This window comes from Pseudomonas sp. C7.1 (genome assembly GCF_056312395.1).
Map to the genome: position 1 here is coordinate 3,844,296 of NZ_JBWDTL010000003.1, position 26,856 is coordinate 3,871,151.

At 61.4% G+C, this 26,856-nt stretch carries 24 protein-coding genes and 1 pseudogene; 13 read left to right on the forward strand and 12 right to left on the reverse strand.

Going from position 1 to position 26,856, the window contains the following annotated elements; genetic code table 11:
• Nucleotides 1–38: 38 nt before the first annotated feature.
• The 4 genes from AC0T4W_RS21360 to AC0T4W_RS21375 all read left to right on the forward strand — a co-directional run bounded on the left by AC0T4W_RS21360 (nt 39) and on the right by AC0T4W_RS21375 (nt 2,675).
• A complete protein-coding gene (locus AC0T4W_RS21360; RefSeq protein WP_476322532.1) occupies nt 39–281 on the forward strand; it encodes a YegP family protein in 243 nt (80 codons plus the stop codon).
• A gap of 385 nt (nt 282–666) precedes the next feature.
• Nucleotides 667–906, forward strand: a complete 240-nt coding sequence (locus tag AC0T4W_RS21365; protein WP_003284884.1) for a type II toxin-antitoxin system RelB/DinJ family antitoxin — start codon at nt 667–669, stop codon at nt 904–906.
• Nucleotides 896–1,183, forward strand: a complete 288-nt coding sequence (locus AC0T4W_RS21370) for a type II toxin-antitoxin system RelE family toxin (protein WP_476322536.1) — start codon at nt 896–898, stop codon at nt 1,181–1,183. Before AC0T4W_RS21365 ends, AC0T4W_RS21370 begins: the two co-directional genes overlap by 11 nt.
• A 481-nt stretch (nt 1,184–1,664) precedes the next feature.
• On the forward strand, nt 1,665–2,675 hold the full coding sequence (locus AC0T4W_RS21375; RefSeq protein ID WP_476322538.1) for a metallophosphoesterase: 1,011 nt from the start codon (nt 1,665–1,667) through the stop codon (nt 2,673–2,675).
• Between the two features lie 98 nt (nt 2,676–2,773).
• Here the strand turns inward: AC0T4W_RS21375 and AC0T4W_RS21380 are convergent.
• The 5 genes and pseudogenes from AC0T4W_RS21380 to glyQ form a co-directional block, all read right to left on the reverse strand.
• A pseudogene (locus AC0T4W_RS21380) lies at nt 2,774–2,920 on the reverse strand (phosphatidate cytidylyltransferase); the annotation flags it as partial.
• Nucleotides 2,921–3,141: 221 nt separating this feature from the next.
• Nucleotides 3,142–3,915: a lysophospholipid acyltransferase family protein gene (locus AC0T4W_RS21385; RefSeq protein WP_476322541.1), complete on the reverse strand. Its 774-nt coding sequence runs from the start codon at nt 3,913–3,915 to the stop codon at nt 3,142–3,144.
• Between the two features lie 32 nt (nt 3,916–3,947).
• Nucleotides 3,948–4,481: a D-glycero-beta-D-manno-heptose 1,7-bisphosphate 7-phosphatase gene (gmhB, locus tag AC0T4W_RS21390; RefSeq protein ID WP_476322544.1), complete on the reverse strand. Its 534-nt coding sequence runs from the start codon at nt 4,479–4,481 to the stop codon at nt 3,948–3,950.
• 115 nt (nt 4,482–4,596) lie between these two features.
• The gene (gene glyS, locus AC0T4W_RS21395; protein WP_476322547.1) at nt 4,597–6,651 is read right to left on the reverse strand and encodes a glycine--tRNA ligase subunit beta; all 2,055 of its coding nucleotides are present in this window, start codon (nt 6,649–6,651) and stop codon (nt 4,597–4,599) included.
• Nucleotides 6,648–7,595 (reverse strand): glycine--tRNA ligase subunit alpha, encoded by a 948-nt coding sequence (glyQ, locus tag AC0T4W_RS21400; RefSeq protein WP_339409334.1) that lies wholly within the window; start codon nt 7,593–7,595, stop codon nt 6,648–6,650. Before glyQ ends, glyS begins: the two co-directional genes overlap by 4 nt.
• Nucleotides 7,596–7,975: 380 nt before the next feature.
• Here glyQ and AC0T4W_RS21405 point away from each other — a divergent pair, with 380 nt between their 5' ends.
• The 3 genes from AC0T4W_RS21405 to AC0T4W_RS21415 all read left to right on the forward strand — a co-directional run bounded on the left by AC0T4W_RS21405 (nt 7,976) and on the right by AC0T4W_RS21415 (nt 9,935).
• Nucleotides 7,976–8,527, forward strand: coding sequence for a DNA-3-methyladenine glycosylase I (locus AC0T4W_RS21405; protein WP_476322551.1), 552 nt, complete (start codon nt 7,976–7,978; stop codon nt 8,525–8,527).
• A 148-nt stretch (nt 8,528–8,675) separates the two neighbouring features.
• On the forward strand, nt 8,676–9,563 hold the full coding sequence (locus tag AC0T4W_RS21410; protein ID WP_476322554.1) for a lysophospholipid acyltransferase: 888 nt from the start codon (nt 8,676–8,678) through the stop codon (nt 9,561–9,563).
• Nucleotides 9,564–9,653: 90 nt separating this feature from the next.
• Nucleotides 9,654–9,935 carry a PilZ domain-containing protein gene (locus tag AC0T4W_RS21415; protein WP_476322557.1) on the forward strand — a complete coding sequence of 94 codons (282 nt, stop codon included), beginning with the start codon at nt 9,654–9,656 and terminating at the stop codon, nt 9,933–9,935.
• On the opposite strand, the gene AC0T4W_RS21420 is transcribed toward AC0T4W_RS21415, so the two are convergent.
• From AC0T4W_RS21420 to def, 5 genes are all read right to left on the reverse strand, one after another.
• Nucleotides 9,932–10,249: a hypothetical protein gene (locus tag AC0T4W_RS21420; protein WP_476322559.1), complete on the reverse strand. Its 318-nt coding sequence runs from the start codon at nt 10,247–10,249 to the stop codon at nt 9,932–9,934. The genes AC0T4W_RS21415 and AC0T4W_RS21420 overlap by 4 nt on opposite strands.
• Nucleotides 10,250–10,333: 84 nt before the next feature.
• Entirely contained in the window at nt 10,334–11,707 is a 1,374-nt protein-coding gene (trkA, locus tag AC0T4W_RS21425) for a Trk system potassium transporter TrkA (protein ID WP_476322562.1), read from the reverse strand.
• Nucleotides 11,704–13,035 (reverse strand): 16S rRNA (cytosine(967)-C(5))-methyltransferase RsmB, encoded by a 1,332-nt coding sequence (gene rsmB, locus AC0T4W_RS21430; protein WP_476322564.1) that lies wholly within the window; start codon nt 13,033–13,035, stop codon nt 11,704–11,706. The genes trkA and rsmB overlap by 4 nt, the downstream gene beginning before the upstream one ends.
• On the reverse strand, nt 13,032–13,976 hold the full coding sequence (fmt, locus tag AC0T4W_RS21435) for a methionyl-tRNA formyltransferase (protein ID WP_476322567.1): 945 nt from the start codon (nt 13,974–13,976) through the stop codon (nt 13,032–13,034). Before fmt ends, rsmB begins: the two co-directional genes overlap by 4 nt.
• A gap of 324 nt (nt 13,977–14,300) precedes the next feature.
• Entirely contained in the window at nt 14,301–14,807 is a 507-nt protein-coding gene (def, locus tag AC0T4W_RS21440; RefSeq protein WP_476322570.1) for a peptide deformylase, read from the reverse strand.
• A 152-nt stretch (nt 14,808–14,959) separates the two neighbouring features.
• Here def and AC0T4W_RS21445 point away from each other — a divergent pair, with 152 nt between their 5' ends.
• From AC0T4W_RS21445 to tsaC, 3 genes are all read left to right on the forward strand, one after another.
• Nucleotides 14,960–15,985: a LysM peptidoglycan-binding domain-containing protein gene (locus AC0T4W_RS21445; RefSeq protein ID WP_476322572.1), complete on the forward strand. Its 1,026-nt coding sequence runs from the start codon at nt 14,960–14,962 to the stop codon at nt 15,983–15,985.
• A gap of 769 nt (nt 15,986–16,754) precedes the next feature.
• Nucleotides 16,755–17,873: a DNA-processing protein DprA gene (dprA, locus tag AC0T4W_RS21450; RefSeq protein WP_476322575.1), complete on the forward strand. Its 1,119-nt coding sequence runs from the start codon at nt 16,755–16,757 to the stop codon at nt 17,871–17,873.
• Between the two features lie 54 nt (nt 17,874–17,927).
• The gene (gene tsaC / locus AC0T4W_RS21455) at nt 17,928–18,485 is read left to right on the forward strand and encodes an L-threonylcarbamoyladenylate synthase type 1 TsaC (protein WP_476322577.1); all 558 of its coding nucleotides are present in this window, start codon (nt 17,928–17,930) and stop codon (nt 18,483–18,485) included.
• A 78-nt stretch (nt 18,486–18,563) separates the two neighbouring features.
• On the opposite strand, the gene AC0T4W_RS21460 is transcribed toward tsaC, so the two are convergent.
• Nucleotides 18,564–19,541 (reverse strand): NADPH:quinone reductase, encoded by a 978-nt coding sequence (locus AC0T4W_RS21460; protein ID WP_476322580.1) that lies wholly within the window; start codon nt 19,539–19,541, stop codon nt 18,564–18,566.
• A 184-nt stretch (nt 19,542–19,725) separates the two neighbouring features.
• Here AC0T4W_RS21460 and hemF point away from each other — a divergent pair, with 184 nt between their 5' ends.
• The 3 genes from hemF (at nt 19,726) to AC0T4W_RS21475 (ending at nt 22,379) form a co-directional block, all read left to right on the forward strand.
• A complete protein-coding gene (gene hemF / locus AC0T4W_RS21465) occupies nt 19,726–20,643 on the forward strand; it encodes an oxygen-dependent coproporphyrinogen oxidase (RefSeq protein WP_476322583.1) in 918 nt (305 codons plus the stop codon).
• 280 nt (nt 20,644–20,923) lie between these two features.
• The gene (gene aroE, locus AC0T4W_RS21470; RefSeq protein WP_476322586.1) at nt 20,924–21,748 is read left to right on the forward strand and encodes a shikimate dehydrogenase; all 825 of its coding nucleotides are present in this window, start codon (nt 20,924–20,926) and stop codon (nt 21,746–21,748) included.
• A gap of 4 nt (nt 21,749–21,752) precedes the next feature.
• Nucleotides 21,753–22,379: a class I SAM-dependent methyltransferase gene (locus AC0T4W_RS21475; RefSeq protein WP_476322589.1), complete on the forward strand. Its 627-nt coding sequence runs from the start codon at nt 21,753–21,755 to the stop codon at nt 22,377–22,379.
• Nucleotides 22,380–22,738: 359 nt separating this feature from the next.
• Here AC0T4W_RS21475 and AC0T4W_RS21480 read toward each other — a convergent pair whose 3' ends face one another.
• Nucleotides 22,739–26,803, reverse strand: a complete 4,065-nt coding sequence (locus tag AC0T4W_RS21480) for a molybdopterin-dependent oxidoreductase (protein WP_476322592.1) — start codon at nt 26,801–26,803, stop codon at nt 22,739–22,741.
• Nucleotides 26,804–26,856: the final 53 nt, after the last annotated feature.

Consider the following 26,856-nt stretch of genomic DNA (forward strand, 5'->3'; position numbering starts at 1 on the left):
CGGAGCATAACCGCATTGGATGCGCTCCCGTTCAATACTTGGCGTATACCACCAAGGCGAACTGCCAGAATGGTATCCAGTCGGTGAAGACCAACTCCCCACACGATGCCAACTACAAGAAGCTGACGTCCATTAACTCCCAGTACTACTTCACCCTGCACGCAAGCAATGGGCAGGTAATCGGCAAGAGTGAAATGTATACGTCCGCTCAAGCACGTGATGGTGGTATCACGGCGGTTAAAGCGTACGGCCCGACTGCTCCGACGGTAGATCTCACCTGACCCGTTGTGCTTGTACAAACCCGCTTCGGCGGGTTTTTTATTGTGCCGGGCTGTTCGGCCCCAAAGCGAAGTCATTTCTGAGAGAGGGCGGTCTCTGGAAAGCCGGGGGCAGTTCAAGTGACGCGCAAAATTATTAACAAAAACGTTAATAAATTCCCGCCCCATGCAGTGCATATATCGGGCGCTATGTTCAATGGCAGCCCCGCTGCGGACAGGGTGCTGGCGACCCCTTCAACGCTATGTGGCTACCGGGCACCTGGGGTGTGGCGCCGCAGCCAGGCGTCACTTGGTCGGTGCCTACTGCTGGCGGGGTGCCAACCCACTTGCCAAACGACGGCTACCCTGTCACTGTAAATACAAATGTCATTACAGTGAGGGCCGCACCATGGCGTCCATCAATATCCGCATCGACGATGAACTTAAGGCGCGTGCTTACCAGGAGCTGGAAAAGCTTGGCGTCACGCCTTCTGAGCTGATGCGCCAAGCCTTGCAGTATGTGGCCGAGCGCGGACAGCTGCCATTTCGTCCCGTGCTGATGACCGAGGAAGATGAAGCGTTAATCGCCACAGTTCGTGAACGCCTGGCCGCTCCTCAGCGCGTGAAGGTTGCGCTGGATGACCTATAGCCTTGAGTTTGATGCGCGGGCACTGAAGGAGTGGCAAAAGCTGGGTGATACTGTTCGCCAGCAGTTGAAGAAAAAGCTCGTTGAGGTGTTGGTCAATCCGCGCATCGAGGCCAACCGGCTCCATTCGCTGCCGGACTGCTACAAGATTAAGCTGCGCAGCAGCGGCTACCGCTTGGTGTATCAGGTTATCGACCATGAGGTGGTGGTGTTTGTGGTCGCGGTTGATCGCCGTGAGCGTGAGCAGGCTTATCGGAAGGCTGCCGAGCGCATCAAGTAGTCAGCTGATCGCTGTCCCGGTGATAGTGAAAGAGTTCTCGAAGCCCGCGACGGGTGGGCATTCCGTTGATCTTGGAACCTCGCTACGCTATTCAGTATTGGCAGGTTGTCAATTCAGGTCGTGGCTTGAGGCCTGACTCCAGCATGCAGGCTGTCTTACCGAAATGTAGTGCTGCGAGCGGCTCGTTTCAGGGGCTTGCGGAAAATGACACTAATTGCGGTCATTTCGACAGAAAATGCCATTTTATGTGGCTCAGTCATGCCAATAATTGCGCCCATTCGATTTTATAAGTCGTTGATTTATATAGATTTTATCCATTCTTTGAATGACACCTTTGTCGCCCGTCGACAAGTTGTTTAGGTGGGAGAAGTTAAGTGGCTCAGGCCAACTTTAACGTCCTCCACTGCCCTGCTGACAAACCCCGGTTGATCGACAGGTCTCCGGGGTTTTTTCGTTATCTGGGAAGGATTGTGGGGTGTCCGTGAAAGCGACTATTTCTAAACCAGGATGCATGGCAAAAAGACCAAGGCCGATACATCGATTTAGGAGAACCCATATGTACGACATCATTGGCGATATTCATGGCTATGCAGCAGTGCTCAAGCGCCTGTTGATCAAACTTGGCTATGCCGAGCGTGATGGGGTTTGGCAGCATTCGCAGCGCAAAGTGATTTTTCTTGGCGACTTCGTTGACCGAGGGCCCGAGCAAGTCGAAGTGATCAACATTGCGCAGCGGATGGTTGAGGCTGGTCATGCGTTGGCGGTGATGGGCAACCATGAGTTCAATGCCGTTGCCTGGGCGACTGCGGATGATGCCCGGCCCGGAGCGTTTCTTCGCGCCCATAGCAGCAAGAATCGCCATCAACATGTGGCGTTCCTGGATCAGATTGGTGAAGGTACCCCCGAATACCTGGCAGCCATAGCCTGGTTCAAAACTCTGCCTCTGTTTCTTGATCTCGACGGCCTACGCGTGGTGCACGCCTGCTGGCATCCTGCTCATATCGAGGTACTTGGCCCTTATATGGATGAGGGCAACAGCGTCAGGGAGGCGTCCTGGGCGGCGCTTTGCCATGAAGGAAGTGCGCCATACGAGGCATTGGAAACTATCCTCAAGGGCATGGAAATACCGCTTCCAGCGGGTGTGGAGTACCAGGACAAGGATGGCCATGTGCGCACGCGTACACGCACCTATTGGTGGCAAACCAAGGACGGGCTCACCTATCGGGAGCTGGCAATGGTGCCGCCAGAGTTGATTGCACAAATTCCCCATGAGCCGGTGCCCGTGGAGCTGCAGCCGGGCTATGACGGCATCAAGCCGCTGTTTATCGGGCATTACTGGATGAGCGGCGTTCCCAAGTTGATCAACGATCATATTGCCTGTTTGGACTGGAGCGTTGCGGGCAGCAATGCGCTTAACGCGAAGTTATGTGCTTATCGCTGGAACGGTGAAGAGGTGCTTTCCGACGATCAGCTGGTATGGGTCAGCAGATAAGTCACGGCGCTTTGCTCGCGATACTGTTGCCGCGCCTGTGTGACCCTAAGTTACTGCAATAGGGTCAACCAGCCGCATAGTCTGGAGATGGTGTTTGGCTAAGCCAACGGCACCCACCAATACCTCACGAAGTGAAAGAAGATCGGCGCGGCGAAACATACCAAGCCACCGGCGAAGCCCAGCAGGTTGACGGTCAGGGCTATTTAGGCGGCCTGCCAGAAACTAAACGAGGTGATCCAGCACAGCAACGGCCGCGTCCTGCCCTTGGGCATGACGCGGTTAAGGTTGGCGATCCACACCGGCACCAGTTCGACATTGGGGCGCTGGCGGGTCAGGTGGTACAGGCCACTTTTTATCCCCAATCGCCTGATATTCCATTTCAGGCATTAACTCGCGCTAAATCAATTGGTTACGCCGCGTAATAGCACTTTGACGCTATTTGATGCACAGGTTATCCACAATTGGCCTAGGCCGATGCCTGGGTTTGCAGCGGCTGATTTTGCGCATCCAGCGAGCCGATATCGCGTTGTGCCTGGCTGACCCAGGCAAAGGCGCGGTCGTTGAGTTCGGCGATGGCGCGGGGGCCCGTGCCTTCGGCGTACATCGCTGGGCCAATAATGACCTGGATGGTGCCAGGGGTTTTGCGCCAGCCCTGCTTGGGCCAGAACTCCCCGGCGTTGTGGGCAATCGGCAACACGGGTAGGTTGGCATTTACGGCCAGGGCCGCGCCGCCGCGACCGAACTTGCCAATCTGGCCGGTAGCGATCCGTGTACCTTCCGGGAATACCAGCACCCAGGCGCCCTGCTCCAGACGCTCGTGGCCCTGCTTGGCCAACTGTTTGAGCGCCGCCTTGGGATTGCTGCGGTCAATGGCGATGGGCTTTAGCATGGCCATGGCCCAGCCGAAGAACGGCACATACAGCAGTTCGCGCTTGATCACCTGGCTCAGGGGTTCGAACAGTGCCGAGAGGAACAAGGTTTCCCAGGTGCTCTGGTGTTTGGCGAGAATCACACAGGGTTGCTGGGGGATATTCTCCAGACCTTTGATTTCGTACTTGATGCCGACCACCACCTTGGCCAGCCAGACGGCACAGCGGCACCAGGTCTGGTTGACGAAACGGTAACGCGCACGAAACGGCAGAAAGGGTGCGACGAAGACGCTGAGGGTGCACCAGAAGAAGGAGGTGGAAGCCAGCAGCAGGTAGAAGAGGAAGGTTCTGAGGGTCTGCACTGTCGACATGGGAGCTTTTACCGTCGCAGGCAGCGCCTGCTTTATAAGTGGAGAAGCTGATCGGCAACCGTCGCCAGATCATCGAATACCAGGGTGCCCGCTGGCAATCCTTTGGCCAGGGTGCGTTCGCCTTTGCCGGTCTTTACCAACACTGGCTGACAGTCGACGGCCTGCGCGGCGCTCAGGTCACCGCTGCTGTCGCCAACAAACCAGACGCCCTGGAGTGCTACGCCATAGTACCCAGCAATCTGCTTGAGCATGCCGGGTTTCGGTTTGCGGCAGGCGCAGCCCTCATCCGGGCCATGGATGCAGTGCACGATCAGGCCCAGCTCACCACCCTGCGCTGCCACCAGTTCGCGCAGGCGCGCGTGCATGGCTTCTAGGGTGGCCAGGTCGTAATAGCCGCGGGCAACCCCCGACTGATTGGTGGCTACGGCGACGGTCCAGCCAGCTTGCGACAGGCGCGCGATGGCTTTGATGGCACCGGGCAGCGGAATCCATTCGGCGACGCTTTTGATATAGGCGTCGGAGTCGTAATTGATCACGCCGTCGCGGTCGAGAATTAGCAGTTTCATAGCGGTACAGTTTTGTAGGATGAGTTGAGGATCGTAGGATGGGTTGAGCGCAGCGATACCCATGCGGTGAGACGATGGGTTACGCCGCTACGCGGCTAACCCATCCTACGTTCCGTTAGCCCAGTACCGAGATATCGGCCACACCGAGGAACAGACCGCGCAGCTTGGCCAGCAGTGCATAGCGGTTGGCCCGCACGGCAGAGTCTTCGGCGTTGACCAGTACGGCCACGAAGAAGGCGTCCACCGGCTCACGCAGGCTGGCCAGCTGGCTCAATGCCAGGTTGTACTGCCGCGCTTCGGCCAGTGGCCGTACCGCATGCTCGGCTTGCTGGATGGCCGCGTTGAGGGCGAACTCGCTGGGGTTGTCGAAGTAGTGCGCTTCGACACTGGCAGCCACCTGGCCTTCGGCCTTGCTCAGCAGGTTGGACACGCGCTTGTTCGCCGCAGCCAGAGCAGCTGCTTGCGGCAGTGCACGGAAGATTTGCACGGCCTGCACGCGCTGATCGAAGTCCAGCGGCGAGGTCGGGTTGACGGCGCGCACGGCCTGGTACACGGCGACATCCACGCCTTCGTCTTCATAACGGGCGCGCAGCCGGTCGAAGATAAAGTCCTGCACCTGTGGGGCCAGGCCGGCGGCCTTGATCTTGTCGCCGAACTGCTGGATGGCGAAGGCGATGGTATCGGCCAGATCCAGATCCAGCTGCTTCTCGATCAGAATGCGCAGCACGCCAAGGGCCGCACGACGAAGGGCGTAAGGATCTTTACTGCCGGTGGGCAGCATGCCGATGCCGAAGATGCCGACCAGGGTGTCCAGCTTGTCGGCCAGGGCCACGGCGGCACCGGTGAGGGTGCTCGGCAACTCGGCACCGGCACCGCGCGGCATATATTGCTCGTTCAGCGCCAGGGCGACGTCTTCGGTTTCGCCGTCATGCTTAGCGTAGTAGTAACCGGCGATGCCCTGCATCTCCGGGAATTCGCCGACCATCTCACTGGCCAGGTCGCACTTGCAGAGGATACCGGCACGCGCGGCACGGATGGCGTCGCCACCGATGCGCTGAGCAATAAAGGAGGCCAGAACGGAGACGCGCTGGGCCTTGTCGTAGACCGAACCGAGCTGAGCCTGGAACACCACATTGGCCAGGCGCTGGTTGAAGGTTTCGAGTTTGTGCTTTTTGTCCTGCTTGAAGAAGAACTCGGCATCGGTCAGGCGCGGACGCACGACTTTCTCGTTGCCGGAAATGATCTGCGCCGGGTCCTTGCTCTCGATGTTAGCCACGGTGATAAAGCGTGGCAGCAGCTTGCCGTTAGCATCCAGCAGGCAGAAGTACTTCTGGTTGTCCTGCATGGTGGTGATCAGCGCTTCCTGCGGCACTTCAAGGAAGCGTTCCTCGAAGGAGCAGACCAGCGGCACCGGCCATTCGACCAGGGCACTTACTTCATCCAGCAAAGCCTGCGGCACGATGGCAGTGCCCTGCTGCTCAGCAGCGAGCTGGTCGACACGGGCAGCAATCTGATCGCGGCGCTCGGCAAAATCGGCAATCACATAGGCGCTGCGCAGGTCTTCGGCGTAGTTGGCCGGCGCGCTGATGCGCACTTCGTGGTTGGCGTGGAAGCGGTGGCCACGGGATACGCGACCGGCTTGCTGGGCGAGGATTTCGCAGTCGATCACCTCGTCACCGAACAGCATCACCAGCCACTGGCTTGGGCGGACGAACTCGGTCTTGCGTGCGCCCCAGCGCATACGCTTAGGGATAGGCAGTTCGTTCAGCGAGGTTTCGACGATAGCCGGCAGCAGGCCGGCAGCGGCCTGGCCTGGAATGCTCTGGCTGAATTTCAGCTTGGGTCCGCTCTGGTCGATCTGGCTCAGCTCAACGCCACACTTCTTGGCGAAGCCCAGCGCGGCTTGCGTCGGATTGCCGTCTTTATCGAATGCGGCCTGGATGGGCGGGCCGTCGAGGTTCTGGGTGCGATCGGCTTGCTGCTCTTCAAGCTGCTCGATCAGTACGGCCAGACGACGCGGCGCGGCGTAATAGCGCGTGGCGCTGTAGGCCAGGCCGGCACTTTTCAGGCCTTTCTCGATACCGGCCAGGAAGGCTTCGCCGAGGGTTTTCAGGGCTTTCGGTGGCAGCTCTTCAGTGCCCAGTTCTACCAGGAAATCACGGGTACTCATTCTGCAGCCTCCAGCTTAGCTAGCACTTCATCACGCAGGTCGGGGGCGGCGAGCGGGAAGCCGAGTTTGCGCCGCGCTTGCAGGTAGCTCTGCGCCACCGAACGGGCCAGGGCACGTACACGCAGGATGTACTGCTGACGCGCAGTCACCGAGATGGCCCGGCGCGCATCCAGCAGGTTGAAGGTGTGCGAGGCCTTGAGCACCATTTCGTAGGTCGGCAGCGGCAGCTCCAGCTCGATCAGGCGGTTGGCTTCGCTTTCATAGAAGTCGAACAGCTCGAACAGCTTGTCGACGTTGGCGTGTTCGAAGTTGTAGGTGGATTGCTCCACCTCGTTCTGGTGGAACACATCGCCATAGGTCACCTTGCCGAACTGGCCGTCTGTCCACACCAGGTCGTACACTGAGTCAACACCCTGGATATACATGGCTAAGCGCTCAAGACCGTAGGTGATCTCGCCGGTCACCGGGTAGCACTCGATGCCGCCCACCTGCTGGAAGTAGGTGAACTGGGTGACTTCCATACCGTTCAGCCAAATTTCCCAGCCCAGGCCCCAGGCGCCAAGGGTTGGCGATTCCCAGTTGTCTTCGACAAAGCGGATGTCGTGCACCAGCGGGTCGATGCCGATGGCTTTCAGCGAGCCTAAGTACAGCTCCTGGAAGTTTTCCGGATTCGGCTTGAGCACCACCTGGAACTGGTAGTAGTGCTGCAGGCGGTTGGGGTTTTCACCATAACGGCCGTCAGCCGGGCGACGGGAAGGCTGCACGTAGGCGGCGTTCCAGGTCTCTGGGCCGATGGCACGGAGAAACGTGGCGGTGTGGAAGGTGCCCGCGCCAACTTCCATATCGTAGGGCTGCAACACCACACAGCCCTGCTCGGCCCAGTACTGTTGCAGGGCGAGGATCAAGTCTTGGAAGGTGCGCACGGCAGGCGTAGTCTGGCTCACAAATTTCACCCGTACTTTGGCGGTGACAGAAAGTCCGCGAGTATACCGAAGCTTAGGGTCTGTTGCCGTTTCGGCGCGAGCCGCGTTGCCGCGAAAAATCTCGCCAGGCTAGGCGGAGGACGCAGGTAATGGTTGTTCCCTTGCCAAGTCCTCCAACACCGCATGGCGAGATTTTTCGCGCAACCCGCAGGGCCGGGCCAGTTTTAGCGCGATACTGCGTTTCTCGATGGCTCATTTAACGGGCTAAACTTCGCATCTCGTGCCTTGCCTCGCGCTAAAACTGGCTCCGGCGCGGCCGCGACGAAGCGGTAGCAGACCCTAGTGCCTGTTGCCGCCCTGTTCGACTCGCGATGAAACGCTCAGACCCTAGGAAAACCCGCATGCCACGCTGTTTCTGGTGTACCGATGATCCCCTGTATATCGCCTATCACGATGAAGAGTGGGGCGTGCCCTCGCACGATCCGCAGCACCTGTTCGAGATGCTCCTGCTTGAGGGGTTCCAGGCCGGCCTGTCGTGGATCACGGTGCTGAAGAAGCGCGAGCGCTATCGCGAGGTGTTGTTCGGCTTCGATGTGCAGCGCTTGGCGGCACTGACCGACGAATACATCGAAGACACCCTGATGCAGGACCCCGGCATCATCCGCAACCGCCTCAAACTCAAGGCCGCGCGCAAGAATGCCCAGGCCTGGCTCAAGCAGGAAGACCCGGTTGCGCTGCTCTGGTCCTTTGTTGGCGGTGCGCCGAAGATCAACCACTTTAGCGAGCGCGGCCAGGTGCCAGCGGTCACCGCCGAGGCCGAAGCGATGAGCAAGGCACTGAAGAAAGCCGGCTTCACCTTTGTCGGCCCAACCATCTGCTACGCCTATATGCAGGCCACCGGCATGGTCATGGATCACACCACCGACTGTGACCGCTACGCCGAGCTGACGTAGGTTGGGTTGAGCCGCGTAGCGGCGAAGCCCAACATTTATAGAATTGTCGAGCGGAGCCGTAAACGGCTCCCTGTTGGGCTTCGCTGTGCTCAGCACCAACCTACGCCCTCTGGTTACAATAGCCCCCTTTTAACCTCTGGAGTTGCCTGTGGAAAAGCTCAAAGGTGCCTTGGTGGTGGGCTTTCTGCGTTTGTTCGCCCTGCTGCCGTGGCGCGCCGTACAGGCCGTTGGTGCGGCGATTGGCTGGTTGATGTGGAAGCTGCCGAACGGCTCACGCGACGTTGCCAGCATCAACCTGCGCAAGTGTTTTCCCGAGCTTGATGAAGCCGCGCACCAGCGTCTGCTGCGCCAATCCCTTATGGATATCGGCAGAACCCTGACCGAAAGCGCCTGTGCCTGGATCTGGCCGGCGCAAAAATCCATCGACCTGGTGCGTGAAGTCGAAGGCCTGGAGGTACTGCAGCAGGCATTGGCCAGCGGCAAAGGTGTGGTCGGCATCACCAGCCATCTGGGCAACTGGGAAGTGCTCAACCACTTCTATTGCGCGCAGTGCAAACCGATCATCTTCTACCGTCCGCCCAAGCTCAAAGCGGTCGACGATTTGCTGCGCCAGCAGCGTGTGCAGTTGGGTAACCGTGTTGCGCCGTCGACCAAGGAAGGCATCCTCAGCGTCATCAAGGAAGTGCGCAAAGGCGGTGCGGTGGGCATTCCGGCTGATCCCGAGCCAAGTCTGTCGGCGGGAGTGTTTGTGCCCTTCCTCGGCACTGAAGCGCTGACCAGCAAGTTTGTGGCTGGCATGTTGAGTGGCGGCAAGGCCTGCGGGGTGTTCCTGCATGCGCTGCGTCTGCCGGATGGCTCAGGCTTCAAGGTCATCCTGGAAGCGGCGCCGGATGAGATGTACAGCACCGATACGCCAACCGCCGTTGCGGCAATGAGTAAGGTGATTGAGGGATATGTACGCAGCTACCCGAGCCAATATATGTGGAGCATGAAGCGCTTCAAGAAGCGTCCGGAAGGCGAGGCCAAGTGGTACTGAGCCTGCGCGGTGATAGGTCATGCAGCTATTGATTTGCTAGTACGACCAGCTCTCGGCTAGTCTGCAAAAACCGACCGGGATGGATGCAGCATGAGCAATCAGCGACAGAATGTCCGTACACCTCTCAAAGTGCGCCTGCGCATCGATCATCCGGTTCACGGTGAACTGCTGGTGAGTACCCGGGATATTTCCGAATGCGGCGTCTATGTGCTGATGGATCAAGCGCAGAATATGCTCGTTATGGGTGAGCAGGTTCAGGGTCAGGTGCAGGGTTTGCCCATGGAAGCACCGATTCTTACCCTCGAAGTGGTGCGCGTTGAACCCCTGGGTGTGGGGCTGCGCTTTGTTCAGAGCGAGCAGAACGCCGATTAGCGGGCAGGCTTGTCCAGCCGCTTGAGAAATACGCTGATTTCCTTTTCTGCCTGCTTGTCTCCCTTCTCTTCTGCCGCCCGCATGCCTTGCATCCAGGCCGCCCGCGCCTCATCGCGCAGTCCCTGTTTGTTCAGTGCCTGGCCGAGCAGTTTCCAGGCGGCTGAATACTGTGTATCGAACGCCACGCAGTGCTGAAAATGCTCCGCAGCAAGGGCGAACTCAGCCGCATCCAGATAACCCTTACCTAGGCCAAAGCGCAGCAGGGCGTTGTCCATGCCCTTGGCCAGCATCTTCTCTAGGGCTTCAGTGCTCATGGCAGATCCTGCTTTGTAGCCCGGATGCAATCCGGGGGTATCGTGTCGTGTATCCCCGGATTTCATCCGGGGTACGGCTTGCCACTAAAAGAATGTCAGGCCGACCTGGAAAAGCCGCTCGGCATCGCGGATATATTTCTTGTCGACCAGAAATAGGATCACATGGTCGCCCGTCTCGATCACTGTGTTGTCATGGGCGATCAACACCTCTTCGTTGCGGATGATCGCACCGATGGTGGTGCCCGGCGGCAGTGCGATATCGGCGATGGCACGGCCGACCACCTTGCTGGATTTGGAGTCGCCATGGGCAATCGCCTCGATGGCCTCGGCCGCACCACGGCGCAGGCTGTGCACGCTTTCGATATCACCACGGCGCACGTGGGTTAGCAGGGTGCCGATGGTGGCCATCTGCGGGCTGATGGCGATGTCGATCTCGCCGCCCTGCACCAGGTCAACGTAGGCCGGGTTATTGATAATGGTCATCACCTTGCGCGCGCCCAGGCGCTTGGCCAATAGCGACGACATGATGTTGGCCTCGTCGTCGTTGGTCAGGGCGAGGAAGATGTCGGCGTCGCTGATGTTTTCTTCTACCAGCAGATCGCGGTCGGAAGCGCTGCCCTGCAGCACGATGGTGCTGTCCAGGGTTTCCGAAAGGTAACGGCAGCGCGCCGGGTTCATCTCGATGATCTTCACCTGGTAGCGGCTTTCGATGGCCTCGGCCAGGCGCTCACCGATATGCCCGCCGCCGGCGATCACCACCTTCTTGTAGCCGTCTTCCATGCGGCGCATTTCGCTCATCACCGCGCGGATATGCGCTTTGGCGGCGATAAAGAACACTTCGTCATCGGCTTCGATCACCGTGTCGCCCTGGGGCATGATCGCCCGGTTGCGGCGGAAGATCGCTGCCACGCGGGTGTCGACATTGGGCATATGTTCGCGCAGCTGACGCAGTTGCTGACCGACCAGCGGCCCGCCGTAATAAGCCTTCACCGCCACCAGCTGGGCCTTGCCTTCGGCGAAGTCGATCACCTGCAGGGCGCCTGGGTATTCAATCAGACGCTTGATGTAGTTGGTCACCACCTGCTCGGGGCTGATCAGCACGTCGACCGGGATCGACTCGTTGCTGAACAGGCCGCTGCGGGTTAGGTAGGCCGCTTCACGTACCCGGGCAATCTTGGTCGGGGTGTGAAACAGGCTGTAGGCCACCTGGCAGGCGATCATGTTGATTTCATCGCTGTTGGTTACTGCCACCAGCATATCGGCATCGTCCGCGCCGGCCTGGCGCAGCACTGTGGGGAACGAGCCACGGCCCTGCACGGTGCGGATATCCAGACGGTCGCCGAGGTCACGCAGGCGTTCGCCGTCGGTGTCGACCACGGTGATGTCGTTGGCTTCGCTGGCCAGGTGTTCGGCCAGGGTGCCGCCAACCTGGCCGGCGCCGAGAATGATGATCTTCATGCAGTCTGTTCCTCAGCCGCACGGGGAGCGGCAGCGATTTTCATCAGCTTGGCATAGTAGAAGCCGTCGTGGCCGTCTACTTGCGGGAATAGCTGGCGACCGTGGGGCGTCTTGATGCCAAACGGGCCGGCAATATCCAGCTCACGGGCACCTGGGGTGCGCGCCAGGAAGGCGGCGATATTTTCGCTGTTTTCCGCAGGCATCACCGAGCAGGTGGCGTAGAGCAGGACGCCGCCGACTTCCAGGGTCTGCCACAGGCTATCCAGCAGTTCGCCTTGCAGCTTGGCCAGGGCGGGGATGTCGTCAGCCTGGCGAGTCAGCTTGATATCCGGGTGACGACGGATCACCCCGGTGGCCGAGCAGGGTGCGTCGAGCAAAATACGCTGGAACGGCGTGCCGTCCCACCAGGCTGCCAGGTCACGGCCATCGGCGGCGATCAGCTCGGCGTGTAGGCCCAGACGTTTGAGGTTTTCGCGCACGCGCACCAGGCGCTTTTCTTCCAGATCCACCGCCACTACGCCGGCCAGTTTGGGTTCGGCTTCCAGCAGATGACAGGTCTTGCCGCCGGGCGCGGCGCAGGCGTCCAGCACGCGCTGGCCGGGGGCCAGATCGAGCAGTTCGGCAGCCAGTTGCGCCGCTTCGTCCTGCACGCTGACCCGGCCTTCGGCAAAGCCCGGCAGGGTGGTGACATCGCAGGCTTGCAGCAAACGAATGCCGTCACGGCTAAAGGTGCAGGCTTCGGCCTCAAAGCCGACGCGGCGCAGTTCGGTCAGGTAGTCATCACGGCTGCCGAGGCGGCGGTTGGCCCGCAGAATTAGCGGCGGGTGGGCGTTGTTAGCCGCGCAGATGGTTTCCCATTGCTCTGGCCATTGAGCCTTTAGGGCTTTCTGCAGCCAGCGTGGGTGGGCAGTGTGCAGTACCGGGTCGCGGTCCAGCTCGGCCAGCAGCGCCTCATGCTCACGCTGGGCACTGCGCAGCACTGCATTGAGCAGACCTTTGAGCGAAGGCTTCTTCAGCTTGTCGACGCAGGCCACCGTTTCGCCGATGGCGGCATGGGCCGGGATGCGTGTATAGAACAGCTGATACAGGCCGATCAGCAGCAGCGCCTCGACATCACGGTCGGCGGCTTTGAAGGGTTTTTGCAGCAGCTTTTCCGCGATCAACACCAGGCGCGGCTGCCAGCGGGCGGTGCCAAAGGCCAGATCCTGGGCCAGGCCCCGGTCGCGTTGTTCGACCTTATCCAGCAGCGGCGGCAGGCTGCTGCCTAGCGAGGCTTTGCCATTGAGCACCACGGCCAGGGCGCGGGCGGCTGCCAGACGTGGGTTCATTGACCGAGCACCAGGCCGATGGCGAATTGCTCGCGGCGGCTGTTATACAGGTCGCTGAAATTCAGCGCCTTGCCGCCGGGCAGCTGTAAGTGGGTCAAACGCAGCGCACCTTCGCCGCAGGCGACGGTCAGGCCAGACTTATCGGCAACGAGAATACTGCCGGGAGCGCCACTGCCCTCGCCCAGCTCGGCTGCATGAACCTTGATGGCTTCGCTATTGAGCGTGCTGTGGCAGATCGGCCACGGATGAAAGGCCCGTACCAGGCGCTCCAGCTCAATGGCCGGTCGGCTCCAGTCCAGCCGTGCCTCGTCCTTGTTCAGCTTGTGGGCGTAGGTGGCCAGGCTGTCGTCCTGCACTTCGCCGACCAGGTTGCCAGCGGCTAGACCGCTTATAGCCTCGATCACCGCCTGTGGGCCGAGCGCGGCCAGGCGATCATGCAGGCTGCCGCCGGTATCGGTGGCAGCAATCGGCGTGCTGACTTTCAGCAACATCGGCCCGGTATCCAGGCCTGCTTCCATCTGCATCACGGTGACGCCGGACTCAGCATCACCGGCTTGCACCGCGCGCTGGATCGGCGCGGCGCCACGCCAGCGCGGCAGCAGTGAGGCATGACTGTTGATGCAGCCGAGGCGCGGGGTATCAAGCACCACCTGCGGCAGAATCAGGCCGTAGGCCACCACCACCATCAGGTCGGGCTTGAGTGCTGCCAGCTCGGCTTGGGCAGCAGGGTCACGCAGGGTCTGTGGCTGGTACACGGGAATTTCATGCTGCACGGCGAGCTGTTTGACCGGGCTGGCCGTGAGCTTCTGCCCACGGCCGGCGGGGCGATCCGGCTGGCTGTACACGGCAATGATCTGGTGTGGCGTGTCGAGCAAGGCCTTGAGGTGTTCGGCGGCAAATTCCGGGGTGCCGGCAAAAACAATACGCAAAGACTCAGACATGGGTTCTCACTGCTAGAAAGAAAAAGGCTTGCCGTAGCAAGCCTTTGAAAAGGCTATGTACCCGTTGTGTGTTGCATCGTGCGGCGTTGCCTTCTAGGGCGCGGTAATTCGTAGGGTGGGTTAGCCGCATGCCAGCACTGCCAAGCATCACGCTACTCGGGTCGCGGCGTAACCCACCATCGACGCACGCATTCTATCGCCTGGTGGGTTACGCGCCGCGCCGCTATCGCATTTGGATTATCGAGCAGTGTTTGGCGTCGCTAACCCACCCTACAAAAGCTGCGCACAACATGTAATTGGGACATCGCCTTTAAAAGGTGTGGCTCAAGCCTGCTGGCGGTGCTGCTTTTCCAGCTTCTTCTTGATCCGGTCGCGTTTGAGATTAGACAGGTAATCAACAAACAGCTTGCCGTTGAGGTGGTCGCATTCGTGTTGGATGCACACGGCAAGCAGGCCCTCGGCGATCAGCTCATAGGGCTGGCCATCGCGGTCCAGCGCCTTGATCTTGACCTTCTGCGGGCGGTCGACGTTCTCAAAGAAGCCCGGCACCGACAGGCAGCCTTCCTGATACTGATCCATTTCATCAGTCAGCGGCTCGAACTCGGGGTTGATAAACACCCGTGGCTCGGACCTGTCTTCGGATAGGTCCATCACCACCAGACGTTTGTGCTCGTTGACCTGCGTCGCCGCTAGGCCGATGCCTGGTGCGTCGTACATGGTTTCAAACATGTCATCGATCAGCTGACGCAAGGCGTCATCGACCACGTCCACCGGCTTGGCGATGGTGCGCAGGCGCGGATCGGGAAATTCGAGGATATTCAGGATCGCCATATGCGTTTGTGATGCACTTGTGGAATAAAGTCAAAAACCGCTGCTAAGATGATGAGCAGCATTGAAAAACGGCTTCACGCCGCAGCACGACTGGGTTTTGTCGCGGCGCTAGGGCGCTCCACGTGAAGGCACATAATAAAGGGATTCACCGCATGAGGAAATCACTACTCGCCCTGCTGCTGCTTGCGGCAAGTGGCTTGGCCCAGGCCGACGTGCAACTCAAGAACGGTCACCCAGACCGTTATACCGTGGTCAAGGGCGATACCCTCTGGGATATCTCCGGTAAATTTCTCAGCCAGCCGTGGAAGTGGCCAGAAATCTGGCACGCCAACCCACAGGTGGAAAACCCTCATCTGATTTATCCGGGCGACCAACTCAGCCTGGTGTATATCGATGGCCAGCCGCGCCTGATGCTTAACCGTGGCGAGTCGCGCGGCACCATCAAGCTGTCGCCGCAGATACGCAGCACGCCGATGGCTGAGGCGATTCCGGCGATTCCGCTGGAGGCGATCAACAGCTTCCTGTTGAGTAACCGCATCGTTGATACCCCTGAGCAGTTTCAGGGCGCGCCCTATATCGTTGCTGGCAATGCCGAGCGTGTCGTCAGTGGCGCCGGTGATCGCGTATATGCCCGCGGTGTGTTTGATGAGTCCGCTCCGATCTACGGCATCTTCCGTCAGGGCAAAACCTACACGGACCCTGAGACCAAAGAGTTTCTCGGGATCAACGCCGACGACATTGGCTCGGGTGAGATCGTTGCCGAGGAAGGCGATGTTGGCACTATGATGCTGACCCGCTCGACTCAAGAAGTGCGCCTCGGTGATCGCCTGTTCCCTACCGAAGAGCGTGCCATCAACTCGACCTTTATGCCGAGTGAACCTGCTGGTGAGGTCAACGGGGTGATCCTTGATGTGCCGCGCGGTGTAACCCAGATTGGTCAGTTCGATGTGGTGACTATCAACAAGGGCGTCCGTGACGGCCTGAGTGAAGGCAACGTGCTGGCCATCTACAAGACCGGTGAAACCGTACGTGACCGCGTAACCGGTGAGTCGGTGAAGATTCCGGACGAACGTTCGGGCCTGCTGATGGTGTTCCGCACCTACGACAAGCTCAGCTATGGCCTGGTGCTGGGGGCGTCTCGCTCACTGGCGATCATGGACAAAGTGCGTAACCCGTAACACCGAGAGGCCCCGCAAATGCGGGGCTTTTTATGGTGCGCCAGGCATGGCGCGTAGCGCCGTGACTGGCGCTGTTCGGGTCACTGTGGTGGTGAGTCGGACGACTTGGAGGTGAAAGTCCTCTACACACCCGGCAAGGGGAAGTGTTAGCCAGAGGCAAGGGTGTCGCGGGTGACTGCGAATCTGAAGGAAGCCCGAGGCAAAATGCTGGCCTGACGTACAGGAAGCGGATAGAGGCGGCGTAGCGGGGTAAGACGGCCATAATCGTCAAAGCCCAATACTTGCACGGAACGCTGCGACGTATATCCGACAGGCATAAGCAGGAAGGTCGCGCGAATTACCCTGGGAGATCTGTTTAGCCTGCCAAGTGCTACCGGCGTCGTGAGATGACGGGATGGGCGACAGAAGTCAGCAGAGGCCGTAGTAGCTGCTCGAAACCGGAGCAATGAAGGGCTGAACCTGCCATGAGTGGATAGTCGGGTGTGATCTCTGTTGGAGCGTAAAGCAGAAACTCCGCATAGCGGGGGTCGAGACCATCAGGAGGTAGGAGCCGGAAGCTCCGAGGGCCGGTCTGGGCGCTTAGATACCACAGGCGACACATCAACGGAACCAAGCTCGCTGACGTTGTTTATCAGTAGGCAGGAACCGCCGTATACGGAACCGTACGTACGGTGGTGTGAGAGGACGGCGGATGTGAATCCGCCTCCTACTCGATGCGTGTAAGATTCCCCTGCCGCCCACGCGGCGCGACCGATCAAGGATGATTCGGATGTCGCTACTCTCTGCTATTTCCCCTGCCGTTTCTCCAGCTGAACTGGAAGCCCGTCTGCGTTTGCACTGCTTGCCGGAGTTGGGGCCTCGGCGCTTTCGCAAACTCCTCAGTGCCTTCGACAGTGCCTCTGCCGCGCTTAGCGCGCCGGCCAGCGCCTGGCGCTCCCTGGGTTTGCCGCAGGCCTGCAGTGACGGGCGGCGCAGCGCCGAGGTGCGTGAGCGTGCGGCGCAAAGCCTGGCCTGGTTGGACGCCGATACGCATCACCTGCTGATGTGGGATGAGGCGATTTATCCGGGGTTGCTGGCCGAGCTGGTGGATGCTCCGCCGCTACTGTTTATTGAAGGTGACCCGACGCTGCTGGAGCAGCCGCAACTGGCCATGGTTGGCAGTCGGCGCGCATCGCGGCCGGGGCTGGATACCGCGCAGAGCTTCGCCCGCAGCCTGGCCGCTGGCGGCTTTGTGATTACCAGCGGTTTGGCCCTGGGCATCGATGGCGCGGCCCATCAGGGCGCACTGGATGCTGGCGGCAAGACGGTGGGGGTGCTCGGTACCGGCTTGAAGTGTTTGTATCCGGCGCGGCACAAGAAACTCGCGGCGGATATCGTCGCCTGTGGTGGTGCGCTGGTCTCCGAGTTGCCGCTGGACTGTCCGCCCCAGGCGAGTAACTTTCCTCGGCGCAATCGCATTATCAGCGGCCTTTCCGTGGGTGTGCTGGTGGTGGAAGCCAGCCCTTCCAGTGGTTCGCTGATCACCGCGCGCCTGGCCGCCGAACAGGGCCGTGAGGTGTATGCGATCCCCGGCTCGATCCATCACCCCGGCGCGCGCGGTTGCCATCAGTTGATCCGTGAAGGCGCCACGCTGGTGGAAAGTATCGAGGATATTCTCCAGGCCCTGCGCGGTTGGCAGGCGCAGCCACCCGTAAGTACAGCGCTAAAGCCAGAGCAGCCGCCCAGCCACCCCTTGCTGGCCCTGCTGCATGCCGCGCCGCACAGCAGCGAGGCGCTGGTGGCCGCCAGCGGTTTGCCGTTGGCCGAGGTGTTGGCAGCGCTGACCGAACTGGAGCTGGAGGGGCAGGTGGTCTGCGAAAATGGTCGCTGGGTGGGCCGCACACCTTGAACAGGGTCTTGGCTTGGATACACTGCCCGTCAAGTGTTTAGCGGAGAGCAGTGAATGGTCAGCAACTGGCAGATACAACAGGCCGCACAGGTGGTGCGCAATGGTGGGGTTATTGCTTATCCGACCGAAGCGGTATGGGGGCTGGGCTGTGATCCCTGGAATGACGAAGCGGTGGAGCGTTTGCTGGCGCTGAAGGAGCGGCCCGTGCACAAGGGGCTGATTCTGGTGGCCGCCGATATCCAGCAGTTCGACTTTATTCTCGATGATCTGCCGGAAATCTGGCTGGTGCGCCTGGCCGGCAGCTGGCCGGGGCCTAACACCTGGCTGGTGCCACATCAGCATCGGCTGCCCGAATGGATCAGCGGCCAGCATGACAGTGTTGCCTTGCGCGTTAGCGATCATCCGCAGGTACAGGCGCTGTGCCGGCTGACCGGGCCACTGGTGTCGACCTCGGCCAATCCGGCAGGCCGTCCGTCCGCGCGCAGTCGTTTACGTGTCGAGCAATACTTCCCCGGTCAGCTGGATGCTGTGCTTGGCGGCGCCTTGGGTGGCCGCAAGAACCCCAGCCTGATCCGTGACCTGATCACGGGCGATGTGGTCAGGGCGTCCTAGGTTGCGATTTATCTCGTAGCCCGGATGCAATCCGGGGATGGCCGACACCGTCCCGGATTGCATCCGGGCTACGTAGTTTCAAGGCAGCAGAATGGTCGAACCGGTGGTCTGCCTAGCGCTTAGTGCCGTCTGCGCCAGCGCGGCATCCTTGAGTGCATAGCGGTTGCTGATCTCCACCTGCAGCTGGCCGCTGGCGATCATGCTGAACAGTTCGTCAGCCATGGCTTGCAGCCGGGAAGGTGTGTCGGCGTAGCCAGCCAGGGTTGGGCGGGTGACGAACAGTGAGCCCTTCTGCGCCAGGATGCCCAGGTTGACTCCGCTCACCGCCCCCGAGGCGTTGCCGAAGCTGACCAGCAGGCCGCGCGGGGCCACGCAGTCCAGCGAGGTTTCCCAGGTGTCCTTGCCGACGCCGTCGTAGACCACCGGGCACTTCTTGCCGTCGGTCAGTTCCAGCACGCGCTGGGCAACGTTCTCATGGCTGTAGTCGATGGTCGCCCAGGCGCCCTGCTCCATGGCCCGCGCGGCTTTCTCGGCGGAGCTGACGGTGCCAATCAGCTTAACGCCCAGTGCCCTGGCCCATTGACAGGCTAAGGAGCCAACCCCGCCGGCGGCGGCATGAAACAGAATGGTTTCGCCGCCTTGTAGAGGGAACGTCTGGCGCAACAGGTATTGCACCGTCAGGCCCTTGAGCATCACCGCAGCGGCCTGCTCGAAGCTGATCGCATCCGGCAGTTTCACCAGCTTCTCCGCCGGCAGCACATGCAGCTCGCTGTAGGCGCCCAGCGGTCCGGTGGCATAGGCCACGCGGTCGCCCACCTGAAAGCCGCTCACTGCAGAGCTCACGGCCTCGACTATGCCTGCCCCTTCGTTACCCAGCCCGGAAGGCAGGGCCGCTGGTGGGTACAGGCCACTGCGGAAATAGGTGTCGATAAAATTCAGGCCGATGGCCTGGTTGTGTACCCGCACCTCATGGGGTCCTGGGCTGGCGGGGCTGTAGTCGCTGTAGTCGAGAACGTCTGGGCCGCCGTGGCGGCTGAACTGGATTCGCTTAGCCATTTTCGAGCTCCTTAGCAATTGAATGCCTGGATGATGCCCGCATGGGCAGAAAAGTGCCGTTATCCAATCGTCTGCATTGACCGCCGTCAACTGCGGCCATGGGGTGGCTGGTGTTATGCTGGCCGCCCATTTTTTCCCTGCGGCCACGTGCCGCCTGGCCTTAACCCGCTTTCAAGGTGCCGCCGTGAGTGACCGTACTGAGGCCGTCAAAGCCTACCTGCTGGATCTGCAAGACCGTATCTGTACTGCCCTGCAAGCCGAAGATGGCGGTGCTGAATTCTTCGAGGATGCCTGGCAACGGCCAGCCGGCGGTGGCGGGCGCACGCGGGTGATGGAGAATGGCGCGCTGATCGAAAAGGGCGGGGTGAACTTCTCCCATGTGTTCGGCGACAGCCTGCCGCCCTCGGCCAGCGCTCACCGTCCGGAACTGGCCGGGCGCGGTTTCGAGGCCCTCGGCGTATCGCTGGTGATCCACCCGGAAAACCCCTACGTGCCGACTTCCCACGCCAACGTGCGTTTCTTTAGTGCCGAAAAGGCAGGCGAAGAGCCGGTCTGGTGGTTTGGCGGTGGCTTCGACCTGACGCCCTACTACGGCAATGAAGAAGACTGCCGGCACTGGCACCAGGTCGCCTTCGACGCCTGCGCGCCCTTCGGCGCCGAGGTCTATCCGAAGTTCAAGGAGTGGTGTGATCGCTACTTCCACCTCAAGCACCGTGGCGAGCCGCGCGGCATTGGTGGGCTGTTTTTCGATGACCTCAATCAGTGGGATTTCGACACCAGCTTCGCCTTTATGCGCGCCATCGGCGATGCCTATATCGCGGCCTACCTGCCCATCGTGCAGCGCCGCAAACTGACGCCCTATGGCGAGCGCGAGCGTGAGTTCCAGGCCTTCCGCCGGGGCCGTTATGTCGAGTTCAACCTGGTGTTCGACCGTGGCACTTTGTTCGGCCTGCAGTCCGGCGGGCGTACCGAGTCGATCCTGATGTCGCTGCCGCCCCACGTACGCTGGGGCTATGACTGGAAGCCGGAGCCGGGCAGTGAAGAGGCGCGGTTGACTGAATACTTCCTCACCGATCGTGACTGGCTCTCGGCCAAAGCGTAATTGCGTAGCCCGGATGAAATCCGGGGAATTCGACGACCGCTCCCGGATTTTATCCGGGCTACGAACTGGCTGAGCTAGGCCGTAGGATGGGTTAGCCGCCCGTATCGTACTTGAAGCCGCAGCGCGGTTTGTGCGGCGGCGTAACCCATCAATGCGTTGCGCCTGCTGACGTTCTGTTGGGTTACGCGGCGGGTTAAATGGTCTTCGTTCTTGCGTTCGTGTGCGCCGCTAACCCAACCTACGTTGTTACGGGCTTATCGACTTTTACAAAGGATTTTCCATGGACCGCTACGGCGTATTCGGCAACCCCATCGGCCACAGCAAGTCGCCGCTAATCCACGGCCTATTTGCCGCGCAGACCGGCGAGCAGCTGAGTTATGAAGCCCTGCTTGCGCCGCTGGAGGATTTCCCCGAATTTGCCCGGGCGTTCTTTGCCGAAGGTTTGGGTGCCAATGTCACCGTGCCGTTTAAGGAGCAGGCGTTTGCTCTCGCTGATCAGCTCAGCGCCCGTGCCCAACGCGCCGGGGCGGTAAATACCCTGAAGAAGCTTGCCGACGGCACCCTGCTTGGCGACAACACCGACGGTGCCGGCCTGGTGCGCGATCTAACGGTGAACGCCGGGCTAATCCTCAAGGGCAAACGCATTTTGCTGCTCGGTGCGGGCGGTGCGGTGCGTGGGGTGCTGGAGCCGCTGTTGGCCGAGCAGCCGGTGGCGTTGGTGATCGCCAATCGCACGGTAGAAAAAGCCGAGCAGTTGGCCCGTGAATTCGCCGACCTGGGCCCGGTGGTTGCCAGTGGTTATGACTGGATCGATGCGCCGGTGGATCTGATCATCAACGGCACCTCGGCCAGCCTGGCCGGCGAGTTGCCGCCGATTGCGCCGAGTCTGATCCAGCCCGGCCATACCCAGTGCTACGACATGATGTATGGCAAGCAGCAGACCGCTTTTAACCGCTGGGCCGCCGAGCACGGCGCGGCGCGTACCCTGGACGGCCTGGGTATGCTGGTCGAACAGGCCGCCGAAGCCTTTGCCCTGTGGCGCGACGTGCGTCCGGCCAGCGCGCTGGTGTTGGCCGAACTGCGTCGCCTGCTGGCCGAGGGCTGAGGCCGTGGGATTGAGCGCTGACGAACTGGCGCAAATCAGCACACTGACCCTGCGCCATTATCAGGACTGTGCCGAAGACTTTCGCGAGGGCACCCGCGAGCACGATGTCAGCCAGAATATCGCCGCCCTGCTCGCGCATATTCAGGCGACTGCGCCCTACCAGATTCTCGATTTCGGCTGCGGCCCAGGCCGCGATCTGCGCACCTTTAGCGCCCTGGGGCATAGCGCTGTCGGTTTGGACGGCTGCGCGCGCTTTGTCGAAATGGCCCGCGCCGACAGTGGCTGCGAAGCTTGGCAGCAGGACTTTCTCGCCTTGGATCTGCCGGCGGAGCGCTTCGACGGGGTGTTTGCCAATGCCTCGCTGTTTCATATTCCCCGGCAGGAACTGCCACGGGTGCTGAAGCAGCTGCATGCCACCCTCAAACCCGGCGGCGTGCTGTTTAGCTCCAACCCCCGTGGTGACAATCAGGAAGGCTGGAATGGCGAGCGCTACGGTGCCTATCACGATCTGGCCAACTGGCGCGTGTTGCTCAGCACCGCCGGCTTTAGCGAACTGCAGCATTACTACCGCCCGGCGGGCTTGCCGCGCGAGCAGCAGCCCTGGTTGGCCAGTGTGTGGCGCAAGGCTTAGGACCAACCATGAAATGTCGGTTCGGTTTACCTGATTGCGAGATTGGTGCCGTCCCGTAGGTTGGGCTGAGCTGCGCGAAGCCCAACGGCGGTGCCCGGCCCAGGCTCGGTGTTGCGCCGGCCATCGCCTGTTGGGCTTCGTCGCTTCGCTCCTCAACCCAACCTACTTACTGCGATCCCCGTAACAGGGAGATCGCCTGGTGGGTTACGCGACGCACCAAGATGGTGGCGTCTGATTGTTTGGAGTTTGGCGTCGCTAACCCACCCTACGGTGATTCTGATCGCCAGCAAGTCCGTAGGGCGGACGTCGCTTTTCACGTCCACCGCAATGGTGGATCGATGAAGCGTGATCCACCCTACTCAATACACATCACGCAGATAGCGCTTCTGCTCGGCCAAACGGCGGATATGTTCGGCGGCTTTTTCCTCGCTCAAACCGCCGTGCTCGCGCGCCACATCGCGTAGTGCCTGCTCGACATCCCGCGCCATGCGGCTGGCGTCACCGCAGACATACAGCTGCGCGCCCTCTTCCAGCCAGCGCCAAAGCTCGGAGCCCTGTTCACGAATACGGTCCTGCACATAAATCTTCTGCGTCTGATCGCGGGAGAAGGCCAGGCTGAGGTGGGTCAGCAGGCCGTCGTGCTGCATCGCGGTTAGCTCGTCGCGGTAGTAGAAGTCGCTGGCCGCATGCTGCTCGCCGAAGAACAGCCAGTTCTTGCCGGTATCGCCGCGCGCGCGGCGTTCGTGGAGGAAGCCGCGAAACGGCGCCACGCCGGTACCGGGACCGATCATGATCATCGGCACGTCGCCATCGTGTGGCACGCGGAAGTATTTATTGCTCTGCACAAACAGCGGCACCTCGACGTTATCTGCACGGTCGGCGAGAAAGGTCGAGGCCACGCCCTTGCGCTTGCCGTAGCGCACGGTGGACACGGTCAGGTGCACTTCGCCGGCATGCGCTTTGGGGCTTGAGGAGATGGAATACAGGCGCGGTTGCAGACGCTTGAGGCTGCCCAGCAATTCGCCAGCCGAATGTTCAGCCGGATAGGCCTGCAGCACGTCGGCCAGCTGGCGGCCCCACAGCCAGTCCTTCAGCTCGGCTTTGCGCTCGCCAAGCAGGCTGCGCAGCTCGCTGCTGGCGCTGCGTTCGGCGACCAGGGCGAGGGCCTCGTTGCTTGGGCGGGCGATTTCGAAATGGCTGGTCAGCGCCTCGCGCAGCGGCAGCTCGCCGACCTTGGCCAGCTTGACCACTTGCTCACCGTCCAGGCGCGCCAGTTCGAGCACTTCCTCGACCAGCTCCGGGCAGTTGCGCGGCCATACGCCGAGGGCATCGCCGGCTTCGTAGGTGAGGCCAGAGTCGCCCAGGGCGAAGGCGAACTGGCGGGTGTCCTTGCTCGCGCCTTCGGCGTTCAGGCGCAGATTCAGTGCCAGGCGCGCGGGCAGTGGCTGGGCCTTGCTCACCCGCTGTGTGCTGACGGGTTCGGTTGCGGAGCTATGTGCAGCTGTCGTTTCAGCTGGGCGCAGCAACGGCAGCAGCTCGCTTAGCCAGTTTGCGGCTGCGTCATCGAAGTCGCTGTCGCAATCCAGGCAGGGGCGCAGTGGCGTGGCGCCGAGTTCGGCCAGGCGACGGTCGAGGTTTTTGCCGTGCTGGCAGAACTGCTCGTAATTCGGGTCGCCAAGCGCCAGTACCGCATAACGCAGATTTTCCAGGCGCATCTCCCTGCTCTGCAGCGCGCTCCAGAAGGCCTGGCCATTGTCCGGCGCATCGCCGTCGCCGAAGGTGCTGCTCAGTAGCAGCACCGATCCGGCGCTGGTTAGTTTTTCCGGCGGATAATCGGCCATGCAGCTCAGTGCCACGGCTACCCCGGCCTCGTTCAGGTGCGCCGCAAGGCGTTCGGCCAGCGCCTCGGTATTGCCGGTTTGCGAGGCCCACAGCAGGGTTACTGCGGGGCTCTCGGTCAAGGTTGATGGCGTGACGCGGCTGAAGATTCCGGCGAGCATGCCGTCGAGCCACAGGCGGGTAGGCTCGGCCAGGGGCGCCTGACTTGGCAGGCTAGGTACACCGCCGCTGGGGTTGCTGCGCAGGCCGCTGATATAGCCGGCCATATAGGTGCGCTCGCGCTCACTGAGGGGCGGCGGCGCGCTGCAATCTACGCCGACCAGGGCCGCAAAGGTTTCGATGCTCGACATCGCGAGTTCCTCGGGCGGGTGAGATAGGCGAGCGCTGTCGACTGCCTCGGCGGCGGGCGAGTAGAGGCGTTGATGGGCGATCAGCTCGATACGCCGCAGGCTGACCGCGCAGAATTTGAATTCCGGTTGCTGCGAAATGGGATCGATGGCGTCGCTGGTCACCGCGTTGATCGCCAGGTTGTCGCCGTACACATCGTTCCAGTGGAACGGCGCAAAGCAGCCGCCGGGCAGCACGCGGTCGCTGATCTGCACCGGCAACACGGCATGGCCACGCCGTGAGCGCACTTCCAGCTGATCGCGGTCGCGCACGCCGAGGGTGGCGGCGTCCTGCGGGTGCACTTCGATAAAGGGGCCGGGGTTGAGCTTGTTCAGCGTGGTGACCTTGCCAGTCTTGGTCAGGGTGTGCCACTGGTGCTGCAGGCGCCCGGTGTTGAGCACGAAGGGGAAATCCTCATCGGGCATTTCCGCCGGGTCCAGATGCGGGCGCGGGAAGAACTGCGCCCTGCCGCTGGGCGTGGCAAAAGCCAGGCGCGGCGTGCTTCCATCTTTGCGAATGTGCAGATGCTGGCTGATTCCGTCGTTGATGTAGCGCAGTGGCATACGCCCATCACCCGCTTCACTGGCGCAGGGCCATTGCAGCGGCGTTTGGCGCAGGCGAGGGTAGCTGGCGCCGCGCAGGTCATAACCGGTTTTGGGATTGTGGAAGCGTTTGATTTCCTCGAACACCTGCTCGGCTGATTCGTAGCTGAAGCCGTCGGCAAAGCCCATGGCGCAGGCCACTTCGGCGATGATCCGCCAGTCGGCCATGGCCTCGCCGGGCGGCTCAACGGCTTGCGGCATTAGGGTCAGGTTGCGTTCGGAGTTGACCATCACCCCTTCGGCTTCGGCCCACAGCGCGCCGGGCAGGAGGATGTCGGCGTAGCGATTGGTTTCGGTGTCGAGGAAGGCGTCCTGGGCGATCACCAGTTCGGCGGCCTTGAGCCCCTCGATCACCTTGCCACGGTTGGCCATGCTCGCCACCGGATTGGTGCAGATGATCCAGCAGGCTTTGACCTTGCCGGCTGCCAGGTCCTCGAACAGCGTCACGCTGCCGCCGCCCAGGCGGGTATGCAGGGTGCCGGCCGGCACGCCCCAGATCTGCTCGACAAAGGCGCGGTCGTCGTCCACCAGCACGCTGCGCTGGCCCGGCAGGCCGGGGCCCATATAGCCCATCTCGCGGCCGCCCATGGCGTTGGGCTGGCCGGTAAGGGAGAACGGCCCGCTGCCGGGACGGCAGATCTTGCCGGTGGCCAGGTGCAGGTTGCACAGGGCGTTGGTGTTCCAGGTGCCGTGGGTGCTCTGGTTGAGGCCCATGGTCCAGCAGCTCATCCACTCGCCGGCTTCGCCAATCCAGCGTGCGGCCTGGCGGATCGCTGCTTCACTGAGCCCGGTGTGGGCGGCGACGTAGTCGGGGGTGTAGCTTTCGAGGAAGTCCGGCATGACCTCCCAGCCTTCGGTGAATTCGCTAATAAAGGCCGGATCGGTGTGGCCGTTCTTGTGCTGCAGGTGCAGCAGGCCGTTGAGCAGCAGCAGGTCGCTGCCCGGTTTGATCTGCAGAAACAGGTCGGCCTTGTCTGCCGTGGCGTTGCGCCGGGGGTCGACGACGATCAGCTTGGCGCCGGCCTTGACCCGCGCCATCAGGCGTAGAAACAGGATCGGGTGACAGTCGGCCATATTTGCGCCGATCACCAGCAGCACATCCGCGCGGTCGAAATCCTGGTACGAGCCGGGCGGGCCGTCGGCGCCCAGCGACAGCTTGTAGCCACTGCCGGCGCTGGCCATGCACAGGCGTGAGTTGGATTCGATCTGGTTGCTGCCCAGGTAACCCTTGACCAGCTTGTTGGCCAGGTACTGCGCCTCCAGCGACATTTGCCCGGAGACATACAGGGCGATGGCGTCCGGGCCGTGTTCGTCGAGAATCGCGCGCAGGCGGGCGGCGGCTGCGCGGATGGCGGCGTCCATGCCGATTTGCCCCGGGTCGCGGTTACGTTCGCTGCGCAGGTAGGCGTGCTCCATGCGGCCGGATTCGCTCAGCGGCTGGGCGCAGGTGCTGCCCTTGGTGCACAGGCGGCCGAAGTTGCTCGGATGCTGTTGGTCACCGCTGACCTTGGCGATCTTGCCATTTTCCACCTGCATGACGATGCCGCAGCCGACGCCGCAATAGGGACAGACACTCCGCACGGTTTTGTTCGCCACACCCCTCTCCTGCACCTGAAACGCAAAACGCCATGCAACCCTCCGTCGAAACG

What these genes read in the sequence shown, in the direction of transcription:
- dprA (WP_476322575.1), top strand. Translation starts at nt 16,755, where the DNA reads ATGTCGCTACTCTCTGCTATTTCCCCTGCCGTTTCTCCAGCTGAACTG.
- tsaC (WP_476322577.1), top strand. Translation starts at nt 17,928, where the DNA reads ATGGTCAGCAACTGGCAGATACAACAGGCCGCACAGGTGGTGCGCAAT.
- AC0T4W_RS21415 (WP_476322557.1), top strand. Translation starts at nt 9,654, where the DNA reads ATGAGCAATCAGCGACAGAATGTCCGTACACCTCTCAAAGTGCGCCTG.
- AC0T4W_RS21445 (WP_476322572.1), top strand. Translation starts at nt 14,960, where the DNA reads ATGAGGAAATCACTACTCGCCCTGCTGCTGCTTGCGGCAAGTGGCTTG.
- def (WP_476322570.1), bottom strand. Translation starts at nt 14,807, where the DNA reads ATGGCGATCCTGAATATCCTCGAATTTCCCGATCCGCGCCTGCGCACC.
- fmt (WP_476322567.1), bottom strand. Translation starts at nt 13,976, where the DNA reads ATGTCTGAGTCTTTGCGTATTGTTTTTGCCGGCACCCCGGAATTTGCC.
- AC0T4W_RS21420 (WP_476322559.1), bottom strand. Translation starts at nt 10,249, where the DNA reads ATGAGCACTGAAGCCCTAGAGAAGATGCTGGCCAAGGGCATGGACAAC.
- trkA (WP_476322562.1), bottom strand. Translation starts at nt 11,707, where the DNA reads ATGAAGATCATCATTCTCGGCGCCGGCCAGGTTGGCGGCACCCTGGCC.
- aroE (WP_476322586.1), top strand. Translation starts at nt 20,924, where the DNA reads ATGGACCGCTACGGCGTATTCGGCAACCCCATCGGCCACAGCAAGTCG.
- gmhB (WP_476322544.1), bottom strand. Translation starts at nt 4,481, where the DNA reads ATGAAACTGCTAATTCTCGACCGCGACGGCGTGATCAATTACGACTCC.
- AC0T4W_RS21385 (WP_476322541.1), bottom strand. Translation starts at nt 3,915, where the DNA reads ATGTCGACAGTGCAGACCCTCAGAACCTTCCTCTTCTACCTGCTGCTG.
- AC0T4W_RS21405 (WP_476322551.1), top strand. Translation starts at nt 7,976, where the DNA reads ATGCCACGCTGTTTCTGGTGTACCGATGATCCCCTGTATATCGCCTAT.
- rsmB (WP_476322564.1), bottom strand. Translation starts at nt 13,035, where the DNA reads ATGAACCCACGTCTGGCAGCCGCCCGCGCCCTGGCCGTGGTGCTCAAT.
- glyS (WP_476322547.1), bottom strand. Translation starts at nt 6,651, where the DNA reads ATGAGTACCCGTGATTTCCTGGTAGAACTGGGCACTGAAGAGCTGCCA.
- AC0T4W_RS21460 (WP_476322580.1), bottom strand. Translation starts at nt 19,541, where the DNA reads ATGGCTAAGCGAATCCAGTTCAGCCGCCACGGCGGCCCAGACGTTCTC.
- AC0T4W_RS21365 (WP_003284884.1), top strand. Translation starts at nt 667, where the DNA reads ATGGCGTCCATCAATATCCGCATCGACGATGAACTTAAGGCGCGTGCT.
- AC0T4W_RS21370 (WP_476322536.1), top strand. Translation starts at nt 896, where the DNA reads ATGACCTATAGCCTTGAGTTTGATGCGCGGGCACTGAAGGAGTGGCAA.